Here is a 14,208-nt window from a genome sequence, read left to right as displayed (position 1 = left end):
AAGTCATTATCGGGTAAGCGGCTTATACGTCACCCGCTTCGGGTTGACGCTTTCCGGTCCGAGACGACGGACCTTGTCCGCCTCATAGTCTTCGAAGTTGCCTTCGAACCACTCAACATGGCTGTCGCCTTCGAAAGCGAGGATATGCGTCGCCAGGCGATCGAGGAACATGCGATCGTGGCTGATGATAACAGCGCAGCCAGCGTATTTTTCGAGCGCATCTTCAAGCGCTGCCAGCGTTTCCGTATCAAGATCGTTGGTCGGTTCATCGAGGAGCAGAACGTTGCCGCCTGCCTGCAGCATCTTGGCAAGATGCACGCGGTTGCGCTGACCACCGGAAAGATTGCCAACCTTGGCCTGCTGATCGCCGCCCTTGAAGTTGAACGCGCCGCAATAAGCGCGCGAGTTCATTTCAAACTTGCCAAGCTTGATGATGTCGTTGCCGCCGGAGATTTCTTCCCAGACATTCTTGTTCGGGTCGAGGTGATCGCGGCTCTGATCAACGTAACCAAGATGCACGGTATCACCGATGCGGATCGAACCCGAATCCGGCTTTTCCTGACCAGTGATCATCTTGAACAGCGTCGACTTACCGGCGCCGTTCGGGCCGATAACACCAACGATGCCACCTGGAGGCAGCTTGAAGGTCAGATTTTCAATGAGCATACGGTCGCCAAACGACTTGGTCAGACCTTCCGCTTCGATAACCACCTGGCCGAGACGCTCGCCTGCCGGGATCAGAATCTGGGCATCGCCCGGACGCTGGTTTTCCGCAGCTTCAACCAGCTGATCGTAAGCCTTGATACGGGCTTTCGACTTCGCCTGACGTGCCTTGGGGCTTGCGGCGATCCACTGGCGCTCGCGTTCAAGAGCTTTCTGACGCGAATCTTCTTCACGTCCTTCCTGAATCATACGCTTGGCCTTGGCTTCGAGATAAGCCGAGTAGTTGCCTTCGTAAGGAATGCCACGACCGCGGTCGAGTTCGAGAATCCAGCCGGTCACATTGTCGAGGAAGTAGCGATCGTGCGTGATGAGCAGGACAGCGCCCTGATATTCGCGCAGATGCTTTTCCAGCCAAGCGGTGGTTTCAGCATCAAGGTGGTTGGTTGGTTCGTCGAGCAGCAGCAGATCAGGCTTCGAAAGCAGCAGCTTGCAAAGTGCAACGCGGCGACGCTCGCCGCCCGAAAGCTTGGTGACATCGGCATCGGCTGGCGGGCAGCGCAACGCTTCCATCGCCATTTCAACCTGACTTTCCAGATCCCAGAGGTTCTGGCTGTCGATGACGTCCTGAAGCGCCGCGCCTTCGTCGGCGGTTTCATCAGAATAGTTCATCATCAGCTCGTTGTAACGCTCAAGAATGGCGGTCTTCGCAGCCACACCTTCCATAACGTTGCCGAGCACAGTCTTTTCTGGGTCGAGATGCGGTTCCTGCGCGAGATAACCGCAAGTAGCGCCATCGGCGAGCCACGCTTCACCGGTATATTCCTTGTCGAGACCGGCCATGATCTTGAGGATCGTTGACTTACCGGCGCCGTTGGGGCCGAGAATACCGATCTTAGCATCTGGATAGAATGACAGGTGAAGGTTTTCGATAACCTTCTTGGCGCCGTAAGCCTTGTTCAGGCCGGACATATGATAAATGAATTGGCGTGCCATAAAGCGCGTCGTCTCCACGGGTTGGAAAGCGCGGGTGGGTTCGAATGAAGCCGAACCGCGCGGAAATTGCTGACGCGTATGTAGGCCAAATAAAGAGCGGACGCAAACGCCATCGCGTAAAACATAAATGACGGGCAAGGCATTGCCCGAAGAAGCACGCGCTTGAAAATTTGAGCTTAAAAGAATGAAACCGGGCGCGGATATTTCCGTCACCCGGTTTCCCCTCTGGCCACCGTCCGCGAAAGTTTCCTCCCTTTCATCGGACGGCCTGCAAATGATGGCTTGGATTTCTCTAAATGACGCCCTTTATGTCCGTCAAAGCCCCTGTATTTCCCCGTTGAGCGTAGATTTGCCCAGCTTTTCACGCATTTCAAGCAGAATTTGCACAAAAAACGCTTTTGCCTAAAATTCGCTCATACAACGTTGTCATGCCTCTTTTAATGCCGCGCTCAACGGGGGAATTGACTATTTGCGCGGCATAAAATCAGATGGCGAAATGTCGTTTGAAACCGTTCATCCCATCTCCCTGTCCGACGCGACGCAACTGCCGTTTCGAAGCGCGCTTGCCGATGCGCCACGGGCGGTCGTTCAAATCTGCCACGGTCTTGCCGAACATTCCGCGCGCTATGGCCGGTTTGCCAAAGCGCTCGCAGAGGCTGGCTATCACGTCTATGCCCATGACCACCGTGGCCATGGCATGAATATCGGCGCTCATGCGCCGAGAGGAATGTTTTCACAAAAGCAAGGCCATGATGTGGCCATCAACGATGTTCTGGCACTGAACCGCCACATTCACCAACAGCATCCCAGCTTGCCGGTGGTTCTGTTTGGACACTCCATGGGCGGCCTGATTACCCTGAACTATGTGCTCGACCATGCCGACACGGTGGATGCCGCTGCAATCTGGAATGCCAATTTTGACGGCGGCCTTGAAGCCAAAGCCGCTGTGGCACTTCTTTATATAGAGCGCATGCTGAAAGGGTCGGATGTTCCAAGCAGCCTGTTGCCGAAACTGACCTTCCGCGCTTGGGGCCGCGCCATCCCCGGCCATCGCACGCCGTTCGACTGGCTGTCACGCGATCCGGCGGAGGTCGAGGCCTATGTCGCCGATCCACTCTGCGGCTTCGACGCCACCGTATCGCTGTGGCTCGATCTCGTGCACATGACCGCGCGTGGTGCGGATGACCGCAACTTCAGCAAGATCCCGCGCAGCCTGCCCTTTCATCTGGTCGGCGGCAGCGAAGATCCCGCTACCGCCAAGGGAGCCGCCATCTCCAGACTGGCGGCACGCATGCAGCGCATGGGGTTCACACGGGTGACCTGCCTGATCCTCGCAGAAACCCGCCATGAAAGCCTCAACGACATTAATCGGAACGAAGTGACGCAGAAATTTCTGGATTGGCTGGCGGAGACCCTTCCGTCTCCGTCGAAGTCCGGCTAAGAAACGGCGGTATTCTCTTCTATTTGGCTTGGCTCACGATTTCTTGAAGCATCTTGGCTTCTTCGGGTATTCAGTGCTAGAGCATCGGCCCCGAAAGTGATTATCGGTTTCGGGAAAAAGCCGATGTTGAAAAAACTAGCCGCGGCTTGCGCGATATCGGGCCTCCAGACATCGAAAATGGAGCCTGCGCTTGAAGAATAGCGCAAGGAACGAAGGAACACTCTGCGTGGAAACACCGACAATCTCCGTGGTCATCCCCTGCCGTAACGAGGCGGACAATCTGGCCTTTCTGCTGGATGAAGTGGATTCCGCGATGCAGGGTCGCGCCTATGAAGTGATTGTCGTCGATGACGGTTCGACGGACTCGACAAGCGACGTGATTGCCCGACGCATCCATGCAGGCAAGCCGCTACGCCATTTGCGCCATGACCGTTCATCCGGCCAGAGTGCGGCAGTGCGTTCCGGTGTTTTTGCCGCGCGCGGCAATGTTGTTGTTACCATGGATGGCGACGGCCAGAACGATCCGGCCTATCTGCCAATGCTTGTCGATGCGCTCGTCGAAGCTGGTGAAGGCTATGGCATCGCCGCCGGCCAGCGCCTGAAACGCACCGACACCAAGCTGAAGCAATTGTCGTCGCGCTTTGCGAATAATCTGCGCGGCGCGATCCTGAAGGACAAGACGCGCGATTCCGGTTGCGGCCTCAAGGCGCTGCATACAGATCTGTTCCGTCAGTTGCCTTTCTTCGACGGCTGGCACCGCTATCTGCCATCGCTGGCACTGCGCGAAGGTTTCGATGTCGTGCATGTGGACGTGGTCGACCGCGAACGCCGCCACGGCAAATCCAATTACGGCATTCTCGATCGCGGACTGCGCGGCATTCTCGATCTTTATGGTGTCTGGTGGCTGCGCAAGCGCCGCAAGGTTGTGCCGCGCGTGACGGAGATTACCCATGACTGATATTTTCAACAGCCTGTCGCATTGGCTGCACGAAGTCTTCGTCGCTCAGTGGGATGGCTGGATCGTTCTTGGCTTCATCGCACAGGCCTGTTTCACCATGCGCTTTGTTGTGCAGTGGCTGGCATCTGAGAAGGCCAAGAAAAGCGTCATGCCGGTGGCATTCTGGTTCTTTTCGCTGTTTGGCGGCGCATTGCTGCTGATCTATGCGATCCAACGCAAGGACCCCGTCTTCATCGCGGGACAGGGCCTCGGTCTCGTTGTCTATGTCCGCAATCTCTGGCTGATCGCCAATGAGAAGAAGCAGATCACGGCCAGCGAATAAAGCGCTGCCCGTAGCAGATCAAAAAAGTGCGTCAGAACCGTTCCGTCCTGACGCACACATTCTCTAAATACCTATCCGACAATCAGACCTTTACTGTACGGCCCACCGAACGATAATCGAGGCCGGTACCTGCGATATCTTCCGCCTTGTAGACATTGCGCAGGTCGATCAGAACTTTTCCAGCCATGGCTTTTGCAACGCGCTTGAGATCCAGCGCCCGATAGGCGTTCCATTCGGTCAGAAGCGCGACCACGCCAGCCCCTTCCGCCGCCTCATAGGCCGAGCCGCACCAGATCACACCCGGCAGAACAGCCTTGGCTGCATCCATGGCTTCCGGATCATGCGCCCGCACGGAAAGCCCTGCCTTCTGGATCGCGCTCACAATGTCCAATGCCGGAGACTCGCGAATATCATCGGTGTTCGGCTTGAACGCGATGCCGAGCACCGCGACCGTCTTTGCGCCACTTTCCTTGGCAGCGGCAACAATCCGTTCTGCCATTGACTGCTTGCGCGTCTCGTTGATGGCGATCACTTCCTCGATCAGCGACTGCGGAGCATCGTAACGCTTACCGGTCGCGGCAAAGGCGCGCGTATCCTTCGGGAAGCATGAACCGCCAAAGCCCGGGCCAGCATGTAGGAATTTCGAACCAATGCGATTATCCATCCCGATGGCGCGGGCAACTTCCTGCACATTACCACCGGTCTTCTCGCACAGATCCGCGACCTGATTGATGAAGGTCACCTTCATGGCCAGAAATGCATTGGCTGCATATTTGATGATCTCGGCATTTTCGAGCGATGTCACGACCATCGGCGTTTCACGCAGATAAAGCGGACGATAGAGGCGCTGCATCGCGGCCTTGCCGCTCTCATTCTCTACGCCGACCACAACGCGGTCCGGCCGCATGAAATCCTCGATCGCCGAGCCTTCCCGCAGGAATTCCGGATTGGAAACCATGGAAAAGGCCACACCCGGCCGTGCTGCCGCAATGCGGTCGCGGATGCGTGCATTGGTGCCAACCACCACCGTGGACTTGATGACGACTACGGCGCCCGGCTTCATCGCCGCAGCAATCTCGTCGGCTGCCGCTTCGATATATTGCAGGTCGGCCTCGCCGTCGCCGCGCCGGGACGGTGTGCCCACCGCAATGAAAATCACATCTGCATCGGCAACGCTCGATGCAAGATCGGTGCTGAAATCCAGCCGCCCGTCACGAATATTGCGGGTCAGGAGTTCATCGAGACCCGGCTCGAAAATCGTGACTGTGCCCGCCTTAAGCCGCTCAATGATCGACGGGTTCTTGTCGACACAGGTTACGTTAAAGCCGAATTCGGCAAAACACACACCCGAAACCAAGCCTACATAGCCCGTTCCGATCATCGCCAGCTTCATATGTTCAGTCCTTCAGTTTAATTTGGCCGATCCGCCTGAGGAGATTCCGGTTATGGCCTGCCGAAAATGGTGGGGTTTGAGAACCGGCGCGCAGCCTACTTAATGTAGGTGAGCACCGGAAGCGCAAAATCACGCCATTTGCAGGCGGCCAGAGCCGGAATCTGTTGGCTTAGAGCCACTTGTCATAGTCAGATACGAGCAAATGCAGCGGCTTCTCGTTTTCTTCAATATTCGAGAAGCGGCCAATCGGCTCGCGGAAAATATTGTCGGTGAGATCGTCATTGACGGTCGAGACTTCGCCGATCAGCACGTCGCCGCCCTCGCCCCAGAAGGCATGCCAGTTACCGGGCAGAAGCGTCACGCTTTCACCGGGCGACAGTTTCAGATGCGCGCCCGCCTTCTGCGTCACAAGACGCCCGTCGGTCGCGACAGTGACATCGGACTGTTCGCAGACGCTGCCATCGGGACGCGAGTTGAACAGTTCCAGCACCAGCGTGCCGCCACCGCGATTGATGATGTCCTCGGCCTTCACCACATGGCGATGCATCGGCGACAACTGGTTCTCACGCGAGATCATGATCTTCTCGGCATAAAGCATGCCGCCGCCGCGCTTCAGGTCGTCGGCATTGCCATTGCGTGTCGTAAACAGGAAAAGGCCGAGGTCCTTGAACTTGCCCTGACCGTAATCCGTAATGTCCCAGCCCAGACGCGCATCGCGAATGGCTGCAGCGTCACTGCCTGTCCGCTGCTTCAGCTCTTCCGGGGTCCAGTAAGCGAAGGGCGGCATGACATAGCCAAATGAGCGGATAAACGCATCGCTTTCGCGGATAATCTCGTTGATTTCTGAGCGCTTCATGGCCTCTGGACCTCCCACGGAATGAAACAAATTCTGTCTGGTTGGTGTGGTAACTATCTTTTCGGCCTGTTGGCAATCCCGGAAATGCTTTGCAGGCAGCTGTCACGCATATTTGCTGTTATATGCCTTGCCGCAAAAGCGACATTTTGGCGTGTCGTCTTTACGCGAAATCCATGTCGCATCCCAATGCGCGTTTAGAACATTTCAGTGATTGAATCATGACAACAGAAGCCAGTCCGCTACCCGAAACGGGAACAGACAAGCCATTGATGTAGCGGCAAAAGCCGTGCTTCTGGAAGACAAAGGGAACACCGGATCAGGCCAAGGTCGCTGGGAGAACAGCAAATGCCGATCCTAACGAAGATGAAGCAAGGGTCGTGATGATGGACGTTCGCAACGAAATGCTGGGGCTTTTGACCGGGCGCGACCCCAATTTCAGCCTGGAGCAGAAGTTTTACACTGATCCGGATTATTACAAGCTGGATCTGGAAAACATCTTCTATCGCGACTGGCTGTTTGTCGGCCATGATTGCGAACTGCCGAAGACCGGCTCCTACATGACCGTGCAGGTCGGCGCTTATCCGGTCGTCATCGTGCGCGACGCGCAGGGCGGCATTCGCGCCTTCCACAATTCCTGCCGCCATCGTGGCTCGCGCATCTGCTCTGCCGAAAAAGGCACGGCGGCCAAGCTCGTCTGCCCCTATCATCAGTGGACCTATGAACTGGACGGACGCCTGCTGTTCGCGCGTCAGGTCGGCCCGGATTTCAAGCCCGCCGAATATGGCTTGAAGCAGGTGCATTGCGAGACGGTCGCTGGCTATATCTATATCTGCATTGCCGACGAAGCGCCGGATTTCGCCTCCTTCCGCAATCTGGTCGAACCTTATCTCGCGCCGCATAATATCAAGGACGCCAAGGTCGCTTTCGAAAGCTCGATCATCGAAAAGGGCAACTGGAAGCTGGTCTGGGAAAACAATCGCGAGTGCTATCACTGCGCCGCCAACCACCCGGAACTCTGCCGCACCTACCCCGAAGCACCATCAGCGACCGGCGTTCAGGGTGTCATGGAAGACCCGGAAATCAACCAGCTCTGGAAGAATTGCGCCAGCGCCGGCCTGCCTGCGGAATTCAAGATGTCCGAAGACGGTCGCTATCGCATCACCCGCATTCCGCTTCTGCGCGATGCCGTGAGCTACACCATGTCGGGCAAGGCCGCAGTCAAGAAGCCGCTGAGCAATCAGGTGGCTGGCGATACCAATATCGGCGCGATGCTGCTTTTCAACTATCCAACCACCTGGAACCACCTGATGGCCGACCACGCCATTTCCTTCCGCGTCATGCCGATCAGCGCTGAGGAAACCCTCGTCACCACCAAGTGGCTGGTGCACAAGGATGCGGTCGAAGGCGTCGATTATGATCTGGACGAACTGACCCATGTGTGGATACAGACAAATGATCAGGATCGGCAGATCGTCGAGGAGAATGCCGTCGGCATCCGTTCGCCCGCCTATCAGCCCGGCCCTTATTCGGTTGAGCATGAAGGTGGCGTGATGCAGTTCCTCGAATGGTACACCAATACGATCACGCCGCGCCTGCGCGGTGAAGCGGCCAAGCTGAGCCGCGTGGCCTGAGTTTTAGGCCTGCTGAACGAAACAAACCGCAGGCCGGGATCACGTCCGGCCTGTCCCGTTTTGATATGAATAGACAAGCGAGAAGGCCATGCAGCCTCTGAAATATCTGGATGAGATGCTGCCGTGGAACGACAGGCTGCAAATGCTGGAATGCATTTCTGCCATCGAAGAAGCGCCAGATGTCATGACCTTCTCGTTCAAGACCGAGGAAGGCAACTGGTTCCGCTATACGCCGGGCCAGTTCGTCACGCTGGAACTGCCGCTGGAACGGGCGGACGGCCTCGGCCCTGTGCTCAGAACTTATACGCTGTCATCCACGCCCTCGCGGCCCTACCATATTTCGGTGACTGTCAAGGCCCAGAAGGACAGTATCGGCACGCGCTGGATGCTCGACAATCTGCGCCCGCCGATGAAGATCAAGGCCTATGGCCCGAATGGCGACTTTTCGCTGGCCAATCATCCGAGTGAAAAATACCTGTTCATCTCGGCTGGTTCCGGCATTACGCCGATGGTGTCCATGACCCGTTGGCTGTTTGACTGTGCACCGGGAACCGACATAGCCTTTATCAATTGTGCCCGCACACCGGACGACATCATCTTCCGCAAGGAACTGGAATTGCTATCCGGCCGTATGGACGCCATGCGGCTGGCCTTCATCGTCGAGCAGTCCTCGGCCCGCCACGTCTGGCCGGGCCTGCACGGGCGCATAGACCGGGCGCGGCTTGAATTGCTTGCGCCGGACTTCCAGCACCGCAAGGTCTTCTGCTGCGGCCCGGAGCCGTTCATGAACGGCGTGCGCGGATTGCTGGAACAATCCGGCTTCGACATGGCCAATTATCATCAGGAAAGCTTCCAGCCCGCGAGCGAGATTTCGTCGGTTCCTGTTCCAAGTGCACTGGAACCCGCCTCGCCCGCTGCTGCTGCACCGGCAGCGCCTGCGGTGGCCGCAGCCAGTGTCGTCTTCAGCCTGTCAGGCATCGAAGTCGAATGCACCGAAAACGACACCATCCTGCTTGCTGCCCGTAATGGCGGCCTGAAAATACCGAGCGCCTGCGAATTCGGCATTTGCGGCACATGCAAGGTGAAGTGTCTCGGCGGCGAGACCGAGATGAACCACAATGGCGGCATCCGCGATGATGAAATCGAGGAAGGCTACATTCTCGCCTGTTGCAGCCGTCCGCGCGGTCGCGTGGAGATCGACGCCTAGTCAGTCAGTGTCTGGATCAAAAAGCGGCAGGCCGTGGCGAAAATGGTGATTTCGAGAACCGGAGCGGAGCGTACTTAAAGGTACGTGAGCCTAGGTAAGCGCAGAAATTGCCATTTGCAGCCCGGCATGGCGACTTTTGGATCAGACACTCAAGCTTTCTTCAGAAACTCGGTCCTCAGCACCAAACCCTTGACCTGTTTGGTGCTGCATTCGACTTCGGCGGGGTTTCCCGTCAGGCGGATGCCCTTGACCATCGTGCCGCGCTTCAGCGTGGTCGAGGTTCCCTTGACCTTCAGATCCTTGATCAACGTGACGGAATCGCCGTCATTCAATTGCGTGCCGTTGCTGTCGCGCGTGATTTCGTCTGTCATGGTGATCCCTGCCTCTATTGTCACTGCCAAGCGCGGTCCCTAGCACCCTTATCCATGTTATACCAGAACGTGCATATTCGCTGGTTTCGGGAAAACGGGCTGATTATAGTCGCTGTCAAAAAGCTGGAAATGAAGCAGGAGCGCTTATGATCGGTCATGCCCTTATTGTCGTCGATGTCCAGAACGACTTCTGCCCCGGCGGCGCGCTGGCTGTCCCGCATGGCGACGCAATCCTGCCTGCCGTCAATCGGCTGATCGAGGAAAGCGAACACGTCATTCTGACACAGGACTGGCACCCGGCGGGTCATTCAAGCTTTGCCAGCACGCATCCGGGCAAGGCCCCTTTTGAGATGGTCGAGATGCCCTACGGGCCTCAAACGCTCTGGCCGGATCATTGCGTGCAAGGCAGCCACGGCGCGGATTTTCACCCCGCCCTGCAATGGACGCGCGCGCAGCTGGTGATCCGCAAAGGTTTCCGTTTCGGTATCGACAGCTATTCCGCCTTTTTCGAAAACGACCGTGAGACGCCGACCGGCCTTGGCGGATATCTGCGCGAACGCAGCATCGGGTCGCTGACGCTGGCGGGGCTTGCAACCGATTTCTGCGTCGCCTATTCCGCGCTCGACGCGGTCGCACAAGGTTTTCAGGTGCGCGTTCGGCTCGATGCCTGCCGCGGCATCGACCTCAACGGCTCCATGAGCCACATGCTGGAAAAGATGAAACAGGCTGGCGTTGAACTGATCGACGAGCCTGCTTCAGCTGCACATTTACTCTAGCTCTCCATCGGGCATGACCACATAGATCAGTACAGCAATGATGGTGATGAAGAAGCGGAAGGCCGATTCAATGCCATTCCACGTCTGTGACATCCACATGCCGAACCACTCGCCACCCATCGAGATGAAGCCGACCTGCCAGACCAGAAAGCCGAGTGAAAGCCCGGCAATGGCCCATTTCTTTGAGCGGTTGAAGCTGGCAGCACGATCCGTCAGCCGCCCCAGCATCGCGAAGGCGCCAATCCAGCACAGGATTGCGGTCAGCGTTTCAGCAGCAATGATCAGAATGTAACCCGCGTGATGCAGAGTGGGATTGTCGATGGCGCGATATTTGATCGATGCATCGGGAAAGATCGTGTCCATCATCAGCACATGCTGGACAAACGCGAAATTGGTGCCGTAATCGGTGATGTTGCCAAAGGCCACCAGCGTGGCGAAGAAAGCGATTGCCGCTACGAAAGCGGTCTTGCTCAAACGGGTAACGACCATGATTGTCCCCTTCAGTTTGACCGCAGCCGACCGACCTCACGGTTCCCCCGGGCATGGCCACAGCACGTTAAGCGCAGAGAGCGCACGGCCAAGGCTCATCAATTCTGGCGATTCGGTCAAGCGGGTCGACGATCATGGCTTGCCCTGCCCGATCCGGAACGCAAACTAAAAGGGCGGCTTGAAGCCGCCCATTCCAATCATTGGTATCGAAGCTTAATGGCCCGTGGCCTCTTCGCTTTCATCCTGCCAGTGCGGATTAAGCCGGTTATAGCGCAGCGACGACATGAAAGAGAGACCGATCAAAACCGCGCCGATCAGGCCGGTAATGACTTCCGGTATGTGAACCAGCGTCTGCACATACATGACCACCGCCAGAACCATGATGGCGTAGAACGCGCCATGTTCGAGATAACGGTATTGGCCAAGCGTCTTGCGCTCAACCAGCATGATGGTGAGCGAGCGCACATAAAAGGCGCCAATGCCAAGGCCGATTGCGATGATGAAGAGATTGGTCGTCAGCGCGAAAGCGCCGATAACACCGTCGAACGAGAAGCTTGCATCAAGCACTTCCAGATAGATGAACGCGCCCAGCCCCCCGCGATGAACCATGTCCATCTGCTCCTGCGTGGCATCCAGCACTTCACCCAGCCCCTCGACCGCCAGGAAGGTCAGGAGACCAAACAGGCCCGCAACAAGGAACGTATGCGAGTGAACCGCATCGAGCTGGTAGGAGAAAAACAGGATAAGCGCGATGGCAACGCCGATTTCCACGCCCTGCACGGACGCGAATTTGGACATGCGGCTTTCGATTGCCTTGATCCAGTGCACATCCTTCTCGACGTCGAAGAAATATTTCATGCCCACCATCAGCAGGAACGTGCCGCCGAAAGCCGCGATACCCGTATGAGATTCCGCGATGACCCGGGCATATTCATTCGGATGCCAGATGGCGAGCTTGAGCGCTGAAATCGGGTCGGTCCACATGGCGACCGCAACGATGGCCAGCGGGAAAATGATGCGCATGCCGAAAACGGCGATGACGATGCCCCAGGTCAGGAAGCGATGCTGCCATTTCGGGCTCATGTCGCGCAGAATGCGTGCATTCACAATCGCATTGTCGAATGAGAGCGATATCTCAAGGACGCTCAGGACGGCGCAAATGATGAAGACGGAGACCATTCCCCCGAACGTGCCTGTCATCTCGTATCCGAGCCAGACGGCAGCCGCGAGACCCACGACTGTAAAAATCATGGGCCATGTAAAATAACGTAGGGTGGCCATTGCAAACCGTTAAATTGTTCAACTCTCAACGAAGCCCTCTCCTCGACGTCTACAGAAGCGACGCCGTTCCCCGTTCAGGCTTTAACCCTATGTAAGGGCCGTCAAATCCCCAAACAAGGGAAACAACGGCAAAATTTTGTTCATAGGTTTGGAAAGGCATTCTGCGGAAAGCGACCCGGCGATTTCGCTTTTCATATTCTCAAATTGTTCAATAGGCCTATCTATAGTGATGGGCGGGGCGTCGGGCGGAAGTCCCCTTGAAGCTGGCAGCTTCGAACAACACCAGATATCGATGAGGACCATTGCATTATGCTTCTTCCAGAAGAGCTTCAACGTCGGATAGAAAAGAGCCTCGCAGAAGGCGGCTTTACACCGGCGGAAATGCTGTTGCGCCGCGCGCATCATCTGTCCCTCGACAAGACGAACGGTTCAGGCGCAGCCGCAGACACGATGCTCAAGGAAGCCGGTTTTTCCATTGACGCCAACGATCTGTCAGAGGTCATCGAAAAGAAACCGTGGCTTCTGGAAGTCATCCTTCTGGGTGCCAATCGCAAGCCCGACGGTAATACAGGTCATCACTAGTTCACAGGACGGAAAGCGGCAGCGCCTACGCTTTTCTTCGCCACCCTTTGCCCTATATCGCGCTACGGGGCGTTGCACGCCGATCCGTTCCGATCCTGCATTGAAACGAAGTCACAAAAGGGGCATCCATGACGATATTGAAACGTTCTTTTGCTGCTACTTGCACGGCAATGCTGGTAGCAGGCAGCATGATTGCTGCTCCTGTCGCCGAGGCCTGTACGCGCCTCGTCTATCATGGCGCCAATGACCAGATTATCACGGCTCGTTCCATGGACTGGAAAGTCGACGTGGCAACCAATCTGTGGATTTTCCCGCGTGGCATGAAGCGCTCCGGCGAAGCGGGACCGAATTCCGCTCAGTGGCAATCCAAATATGGCAGCGTCATCGCCTCCGGCTACGATATTTCGACCACGGACGGCCTCAACGAAGCCGGACTTTCGGCAAGCGTGCTCTGGTTGGTGGAATCGGAATATCCGCCCTTCGATGAAAAGCACCCAAGCCTGAGCATTGCCGCCTGGGCGCAATATGTGCTCGACAATTTCGCGACCGTCGACGAAGCCGTCAAAGCGCTGAGCGACAATCCGTTCAATGTCGTGACCGACAAGGTGCCGGGGGAAGATCGCCTCGCCACGCTGCATCTCGCCATGTCCGATTCCAGCGGCGACAGCGCCATCATTGAGTATATCGATGGCAAGCAGGTCATCCATCACGGCAAGCAATATCCGGTGATGACCAATTCGCCCACTTTCGATCAACAGCTTGCGCTGAACGCCTATTGGAAAGATATCGGCGGAACGGTCATGCTGCCGGGCACCAATCGCGCCGCTGACCGCTTTGCCCGGGCGTCGTTCTACGTCGATGCCATTCCGAAAACGGAAGATCCGGTGAAGACCATTGCCAGCGTGTTCAGCGTGATTCGCAATGTCTCGGTGCCGTTCGGCATCAGCACACCCGATCAGCCCAATATTTCATCGACCCGCTGGCGCACCGTGGCCGACCACAAGCGCAAGCTCTATTTCTTCGAATCCGCGCTGACGCCGAATACATTCTGGATGGATCTGAACAAGATCGATTTTTCACCCGAAACCGGCAAGGTGAAGAAGCTCGATCTCGGCCCCGACCAGACCAACACGTTTTCCGGCATGGTCAATGACCAGTTCAAGGAAACCGAACCGTTCACGTTCCTCGGCCTCTGATACGACAGAACACCAGACCCCGCCATGGCGGGGTCTTTCATTCTGGAGG

Annotated in this window: 14 protein-coding genes; 8 read left to right on the top strand and 6 right to left on the bottom strand. The window is 56.8% G+C overall.

The genetic code is table 11. From position 1 onward, the window contains the following. Positions 1–6: 6 nt before the first annotated feature. Positions 7–1,656, bottom strand: a complete 1,650-nt coding sequence (ettA, locus tag FHW00_RS05415) for an energy-dependent translational throttle protein EttA (protein ID WP_078338864.1) — start codon at positions 1,654–1,656, stop codon at positions 7–9. 496 nt (positions 1,657–2,152) lie between these two features. On the opposite strand from ettA, the gene FHW00_RS05410 reads away from it, so the two are divergent. The 3 genes from FHW00_RS05410 to FHW00_RS05400 all read left to right on the top strand — a co-directional run bounded on the left by FHW00_RS05410 (position 2,153) and on the right by FHW00_RS05400 (position 4,377). Beyond that, a complete protein-coding gene (locus FHW00_RS05410) occupies positions 2,153–3,097 on the top strand; it encodes an alpha/beta fold hydrolase (RefSeq protein WP_078338678.1) in 945 nt (314 codons plus the stop codon). Positions 3,098–3,323: 226 nt separating this feature from the next. After that, positions 3,324–4,055 carry a glycosyltransferase family 2 protein gene (locus tag FHW00_RS05405; protein WP_078338679.1) on the top strand — a complete coding sequence of 244 codons (732 nt, stop codon included), beginning with the start codon at positions 3,324–3,326 and terminating at the stop codon, positions 4,053–4,055. Further along, the gene (locus FHW00_RS05400) at positions 4,048–4,377 is read left to right on the top strand and encodes a lipid-A-disaccharide synthase N-terminal domain-containing protein (RefSeq protein ID WP_078338680.1); all 330 of its coding nucleotides are present in this window, start codon (positions 4,048–4,050) and stop codon (positions 4,375–4,377) included. The genes FHW00_RS05405 and FHW00_RS05400 overlap by 8 nt, the downstream gene beginning before the upstream one ends. An 82-nt stretch (positions 4,378–4,459) precedes the next feature. Here the strand turns inward: FHW00_RS05400 and FHW00_RS05395 are convergent, their stop codons facing one another. After that, complete coding sequence (locus FHW00_RS05395; protein WP_078338681.1) at positions 4,460–5,770, bottom strand: UDP-glucose dehydrogenase family protein; 1,311 nt, start codon at positions 5,768–5,770, stop codon at positions 4,460–4,462. Positions 5,771–5,939: 169 nt separating this feature from the next. Further along, entirely contained in the window at positions 5,940–6,626 is a 687-nt protein-coding gene (locus FHW00_RS05390) for a D-lyxose/D-mannose family sugar isomerase (RefSeq protein WP_078338682.1), read from the bottom strand. 383 nt (positions 6,627–7,009) lie between these two features. Between FHW00_RS05390 and FHW00_RS05385 the strand changes: the two genes are divergently transcribed. Together FHW00_RS05385 and FHW00_RS05380 are read left to right on the top strand one after the other, a co-directional pair. Continuing rightward, positions 7,010–8,257, top strand: coding sequence for an aromatic ring-hydroxylating oxygenase subunit alpha (locus FHW00_RS05385; RefSeq protein WP_078338865.1), 1,248 nt, complete (start codon positions 7,010–7,012; stop codon positions 8,255–8,257). An 88-nt stretch (positions 8,258–8,345) separates the two neighbouring features. After that, positions 8,346–9,464 carry a hybrid-cluster NAD(P)-dependent oxidoreductase gene (locus FHW00_RS05380; protein WP_078338683.1) on the top strand — a complete coding sequence of 373 codons (1,119 nt, stop codon included), beginning with the start codon at positions 8,346–8,348 and terminating at the stop codon, positions 9,462–9,464. A 149-nt stretch (positions 9,465–9,613) separates the two neighbouring features. Here the strand turns inward: FHW00_RS05380 and FHW00_RS05375 are convergent, their stop codons facing one another. After that, positions 9,614–9,835 carry an alkylphosphonate utilization protein gene (locus FHW00_RS05375; RefSeq protein WP_078338684.1) on the bottom strand — a complete coding sequence of 74 codons (222 nt, stop codon included), beginning with the start codon at positions 9,833–9,835 and terminating at the stop codon, positions 9,614–9,616. A gap of 146 nt (positions 9,836–9,981) precedes the next feature. Between FHW00_RS05375 and pncA the strand changes: the two genes are divergently transcribed. Next, positions 9,982–10,611: a bifunctional nicotinamidase/pyrazinamidase gene (pncA, locus tag FHW00_RS05370; protein ID WP_078338685.1), complete on the top strand. Its 630-nt coding sequence runs from the start codon at positions 9,982–9,984 to the stop codon at positions 10,609–10,611. Here pncA and FHW00_RS05365 read toward each other — a convergent pair. Together FHW00_RS05365 and FHW00_RS05360 are read right to left on the bottom strand one after the other, a co-directional pair. Then, entirely contained in the window at positions 10,603–11,100 is a 498-nt protein-coding gene (locus FHW00_RS05365) for a DUF2165 family protein (RefSeq protein WP_078338686.1), read from the bottom strand. The genes pncA and FHW00_RS05365 overlap by 9 nt on opposite strands. A gap of 213 nt (positions 11,101–11,313) precedes the next feature. After that, the gene (locus FHW00_RS05360) at positions 11,314–12,381 is read right to left on the bottom strand and encodes a DUF475 domain-containing protein (RefSeq protein ID WP_078338687.1); all 1,068 of its coding nucleotides are present in this window, start codon (positions 12,379–12,381) and stop codon (positions 11,314–11,316) included. Positions 12,382–12,690: 309 nt separating this feature from the next. On the opposite strand from FHW00_RS05360, the gene FHW00_RS05355 reads away from it, so the two are divergent. Together FHW00_RS05355 and FHW00_RS05350 are read left to right on the top strand one after the other, a co-directional pair. After that, positions 12,691–12,963 carry a hypothetical protein gene (locus FHW00_RS05355; RefSeq protein ID WP_078338689.1) on the top strand — a complete coding sequence of 91 codons (273 nt, stop codon included), beginning with the start codon at positions 12,691–12,693 and terminating at the stop codon, positions 12,961–12,963. A gap of 128 nt (positions 12,964–13,091) precedes the next feature. After that, positions 13,092–14,159 (top strand): linear amide C-N hydrolase, encoded by a 1,068-nt coding sequence (locus FHW00_RS05350; protein WP_078338690.1) that lies wholly within the window; start codon positions 13,092–13,094, stop codon positions 14,157–14,159. Positions 14,160–14,208 lie beyond the last annotated feature (49 nt).

The organism is Ochrobactrum sp. P6BSIII (assembly GCF_014138065.1).
Classification (GTDB): domain Bacteria; phylum Pseudomonadota; class Alphaproteobacteria; order Rhizobiales; family Rhizobiaceae; genus Brucella.
Note: the sequence above shows the minus strand (reverse complement) of the source record. Positions and strands in the feature narration are given on the sequence as shown.

Bases quoted from the DNA above. Each gene is read 5' to 3' on its own strand.
- ettA (WP_078338864.1), bottom strand. From the start codon at position 1,656: ATGGCACGCCAATTCATTTATCATATGTCCGGCCTGAACAAGGCTTAC.
- FHW00_RS05410 (WP_078338678.1), top strand. From the start codon at position 2,153: ATGTCGTTTGAAACCGTTCATCCCATCTCCCTGTCCGACGCGACGCAA.
- FHW00_RS05400 (WP_078338680.1), top strand. From the start codon at position 4,048: ATGACTGATATTTTCAACAGCCTGTCGCATTGGCTGCACGAAGTCTTC.
- FHW00_RS05395 (WP_078338681.1), bottom strand. From the start codon at position 5,770: ATGAAGCTGGCGATGATCGGAACGGGCTATGTAGGCTTGGTTTCGGGT.
- FHW00_RS05390 (WP_078338682.1), bottom strand. From the start codon at position 6,626: ATGAAGCGCTCAGAAATCAACGAGATTATCCGCGAAAGCGATGCGTTT.
- FHW00_RS05385 (WP_078338865.1), top strand. From the start codon at position 7,010: ATGGACGTTCGCAACGAAATGCTGGGGCTTTTGACCGGGCGCGACCCC.
- FHW00_RS05380 (WP_078338683.1), top strand. From the start codon at position 8,346: ATGCAGCCTCTGAAATATCTGGATGAGATGCTGCCGTGGAACGACAGG.
- FHW00_RS05375 (WP_078338684.1), bottom strand. From the start codon at position 9,835: ATGACAGACGAAATCACGCGCGACAGCAACGGCACGCAATTGAATGAC.
- pncA (WP_078338685.1), top strand. From the start codon at position 9,982: ATGATCGGTCATGCCCTTATTGTCGTCGATGTCCAGAACGACTTCTGC.
- FHW00_RS05365 (WP_078338686.1), bottom strand. From the start codon at position 11,100: ATGGTCGTTACCCGTTTGAGCAAGACCGCTTTCGTAGCGGCAATCGCT.
- FHW00_RS05360 (WP_078338687.1), bottom strand. From the start codon at position 12,381: ATGGCCACCCTACGTTATTTTACATGGCCCATGATTTTTACAGTCGTG.
- FHW00_RS05355 (WP_078338689.1), top strand. From the start codon at position 12,691: ATGCTTCTTCCAGAAGAGCTTCAACGTCGGATAGAAAAGAGCCTCGCA.
- FHW00_RS05350 (WP_078338690.1), top strand. From the start codon at position 13,092: ATGACGATATTGAAACGTTCTTTTGCTGCTACTTGCACGGCAATGCTG.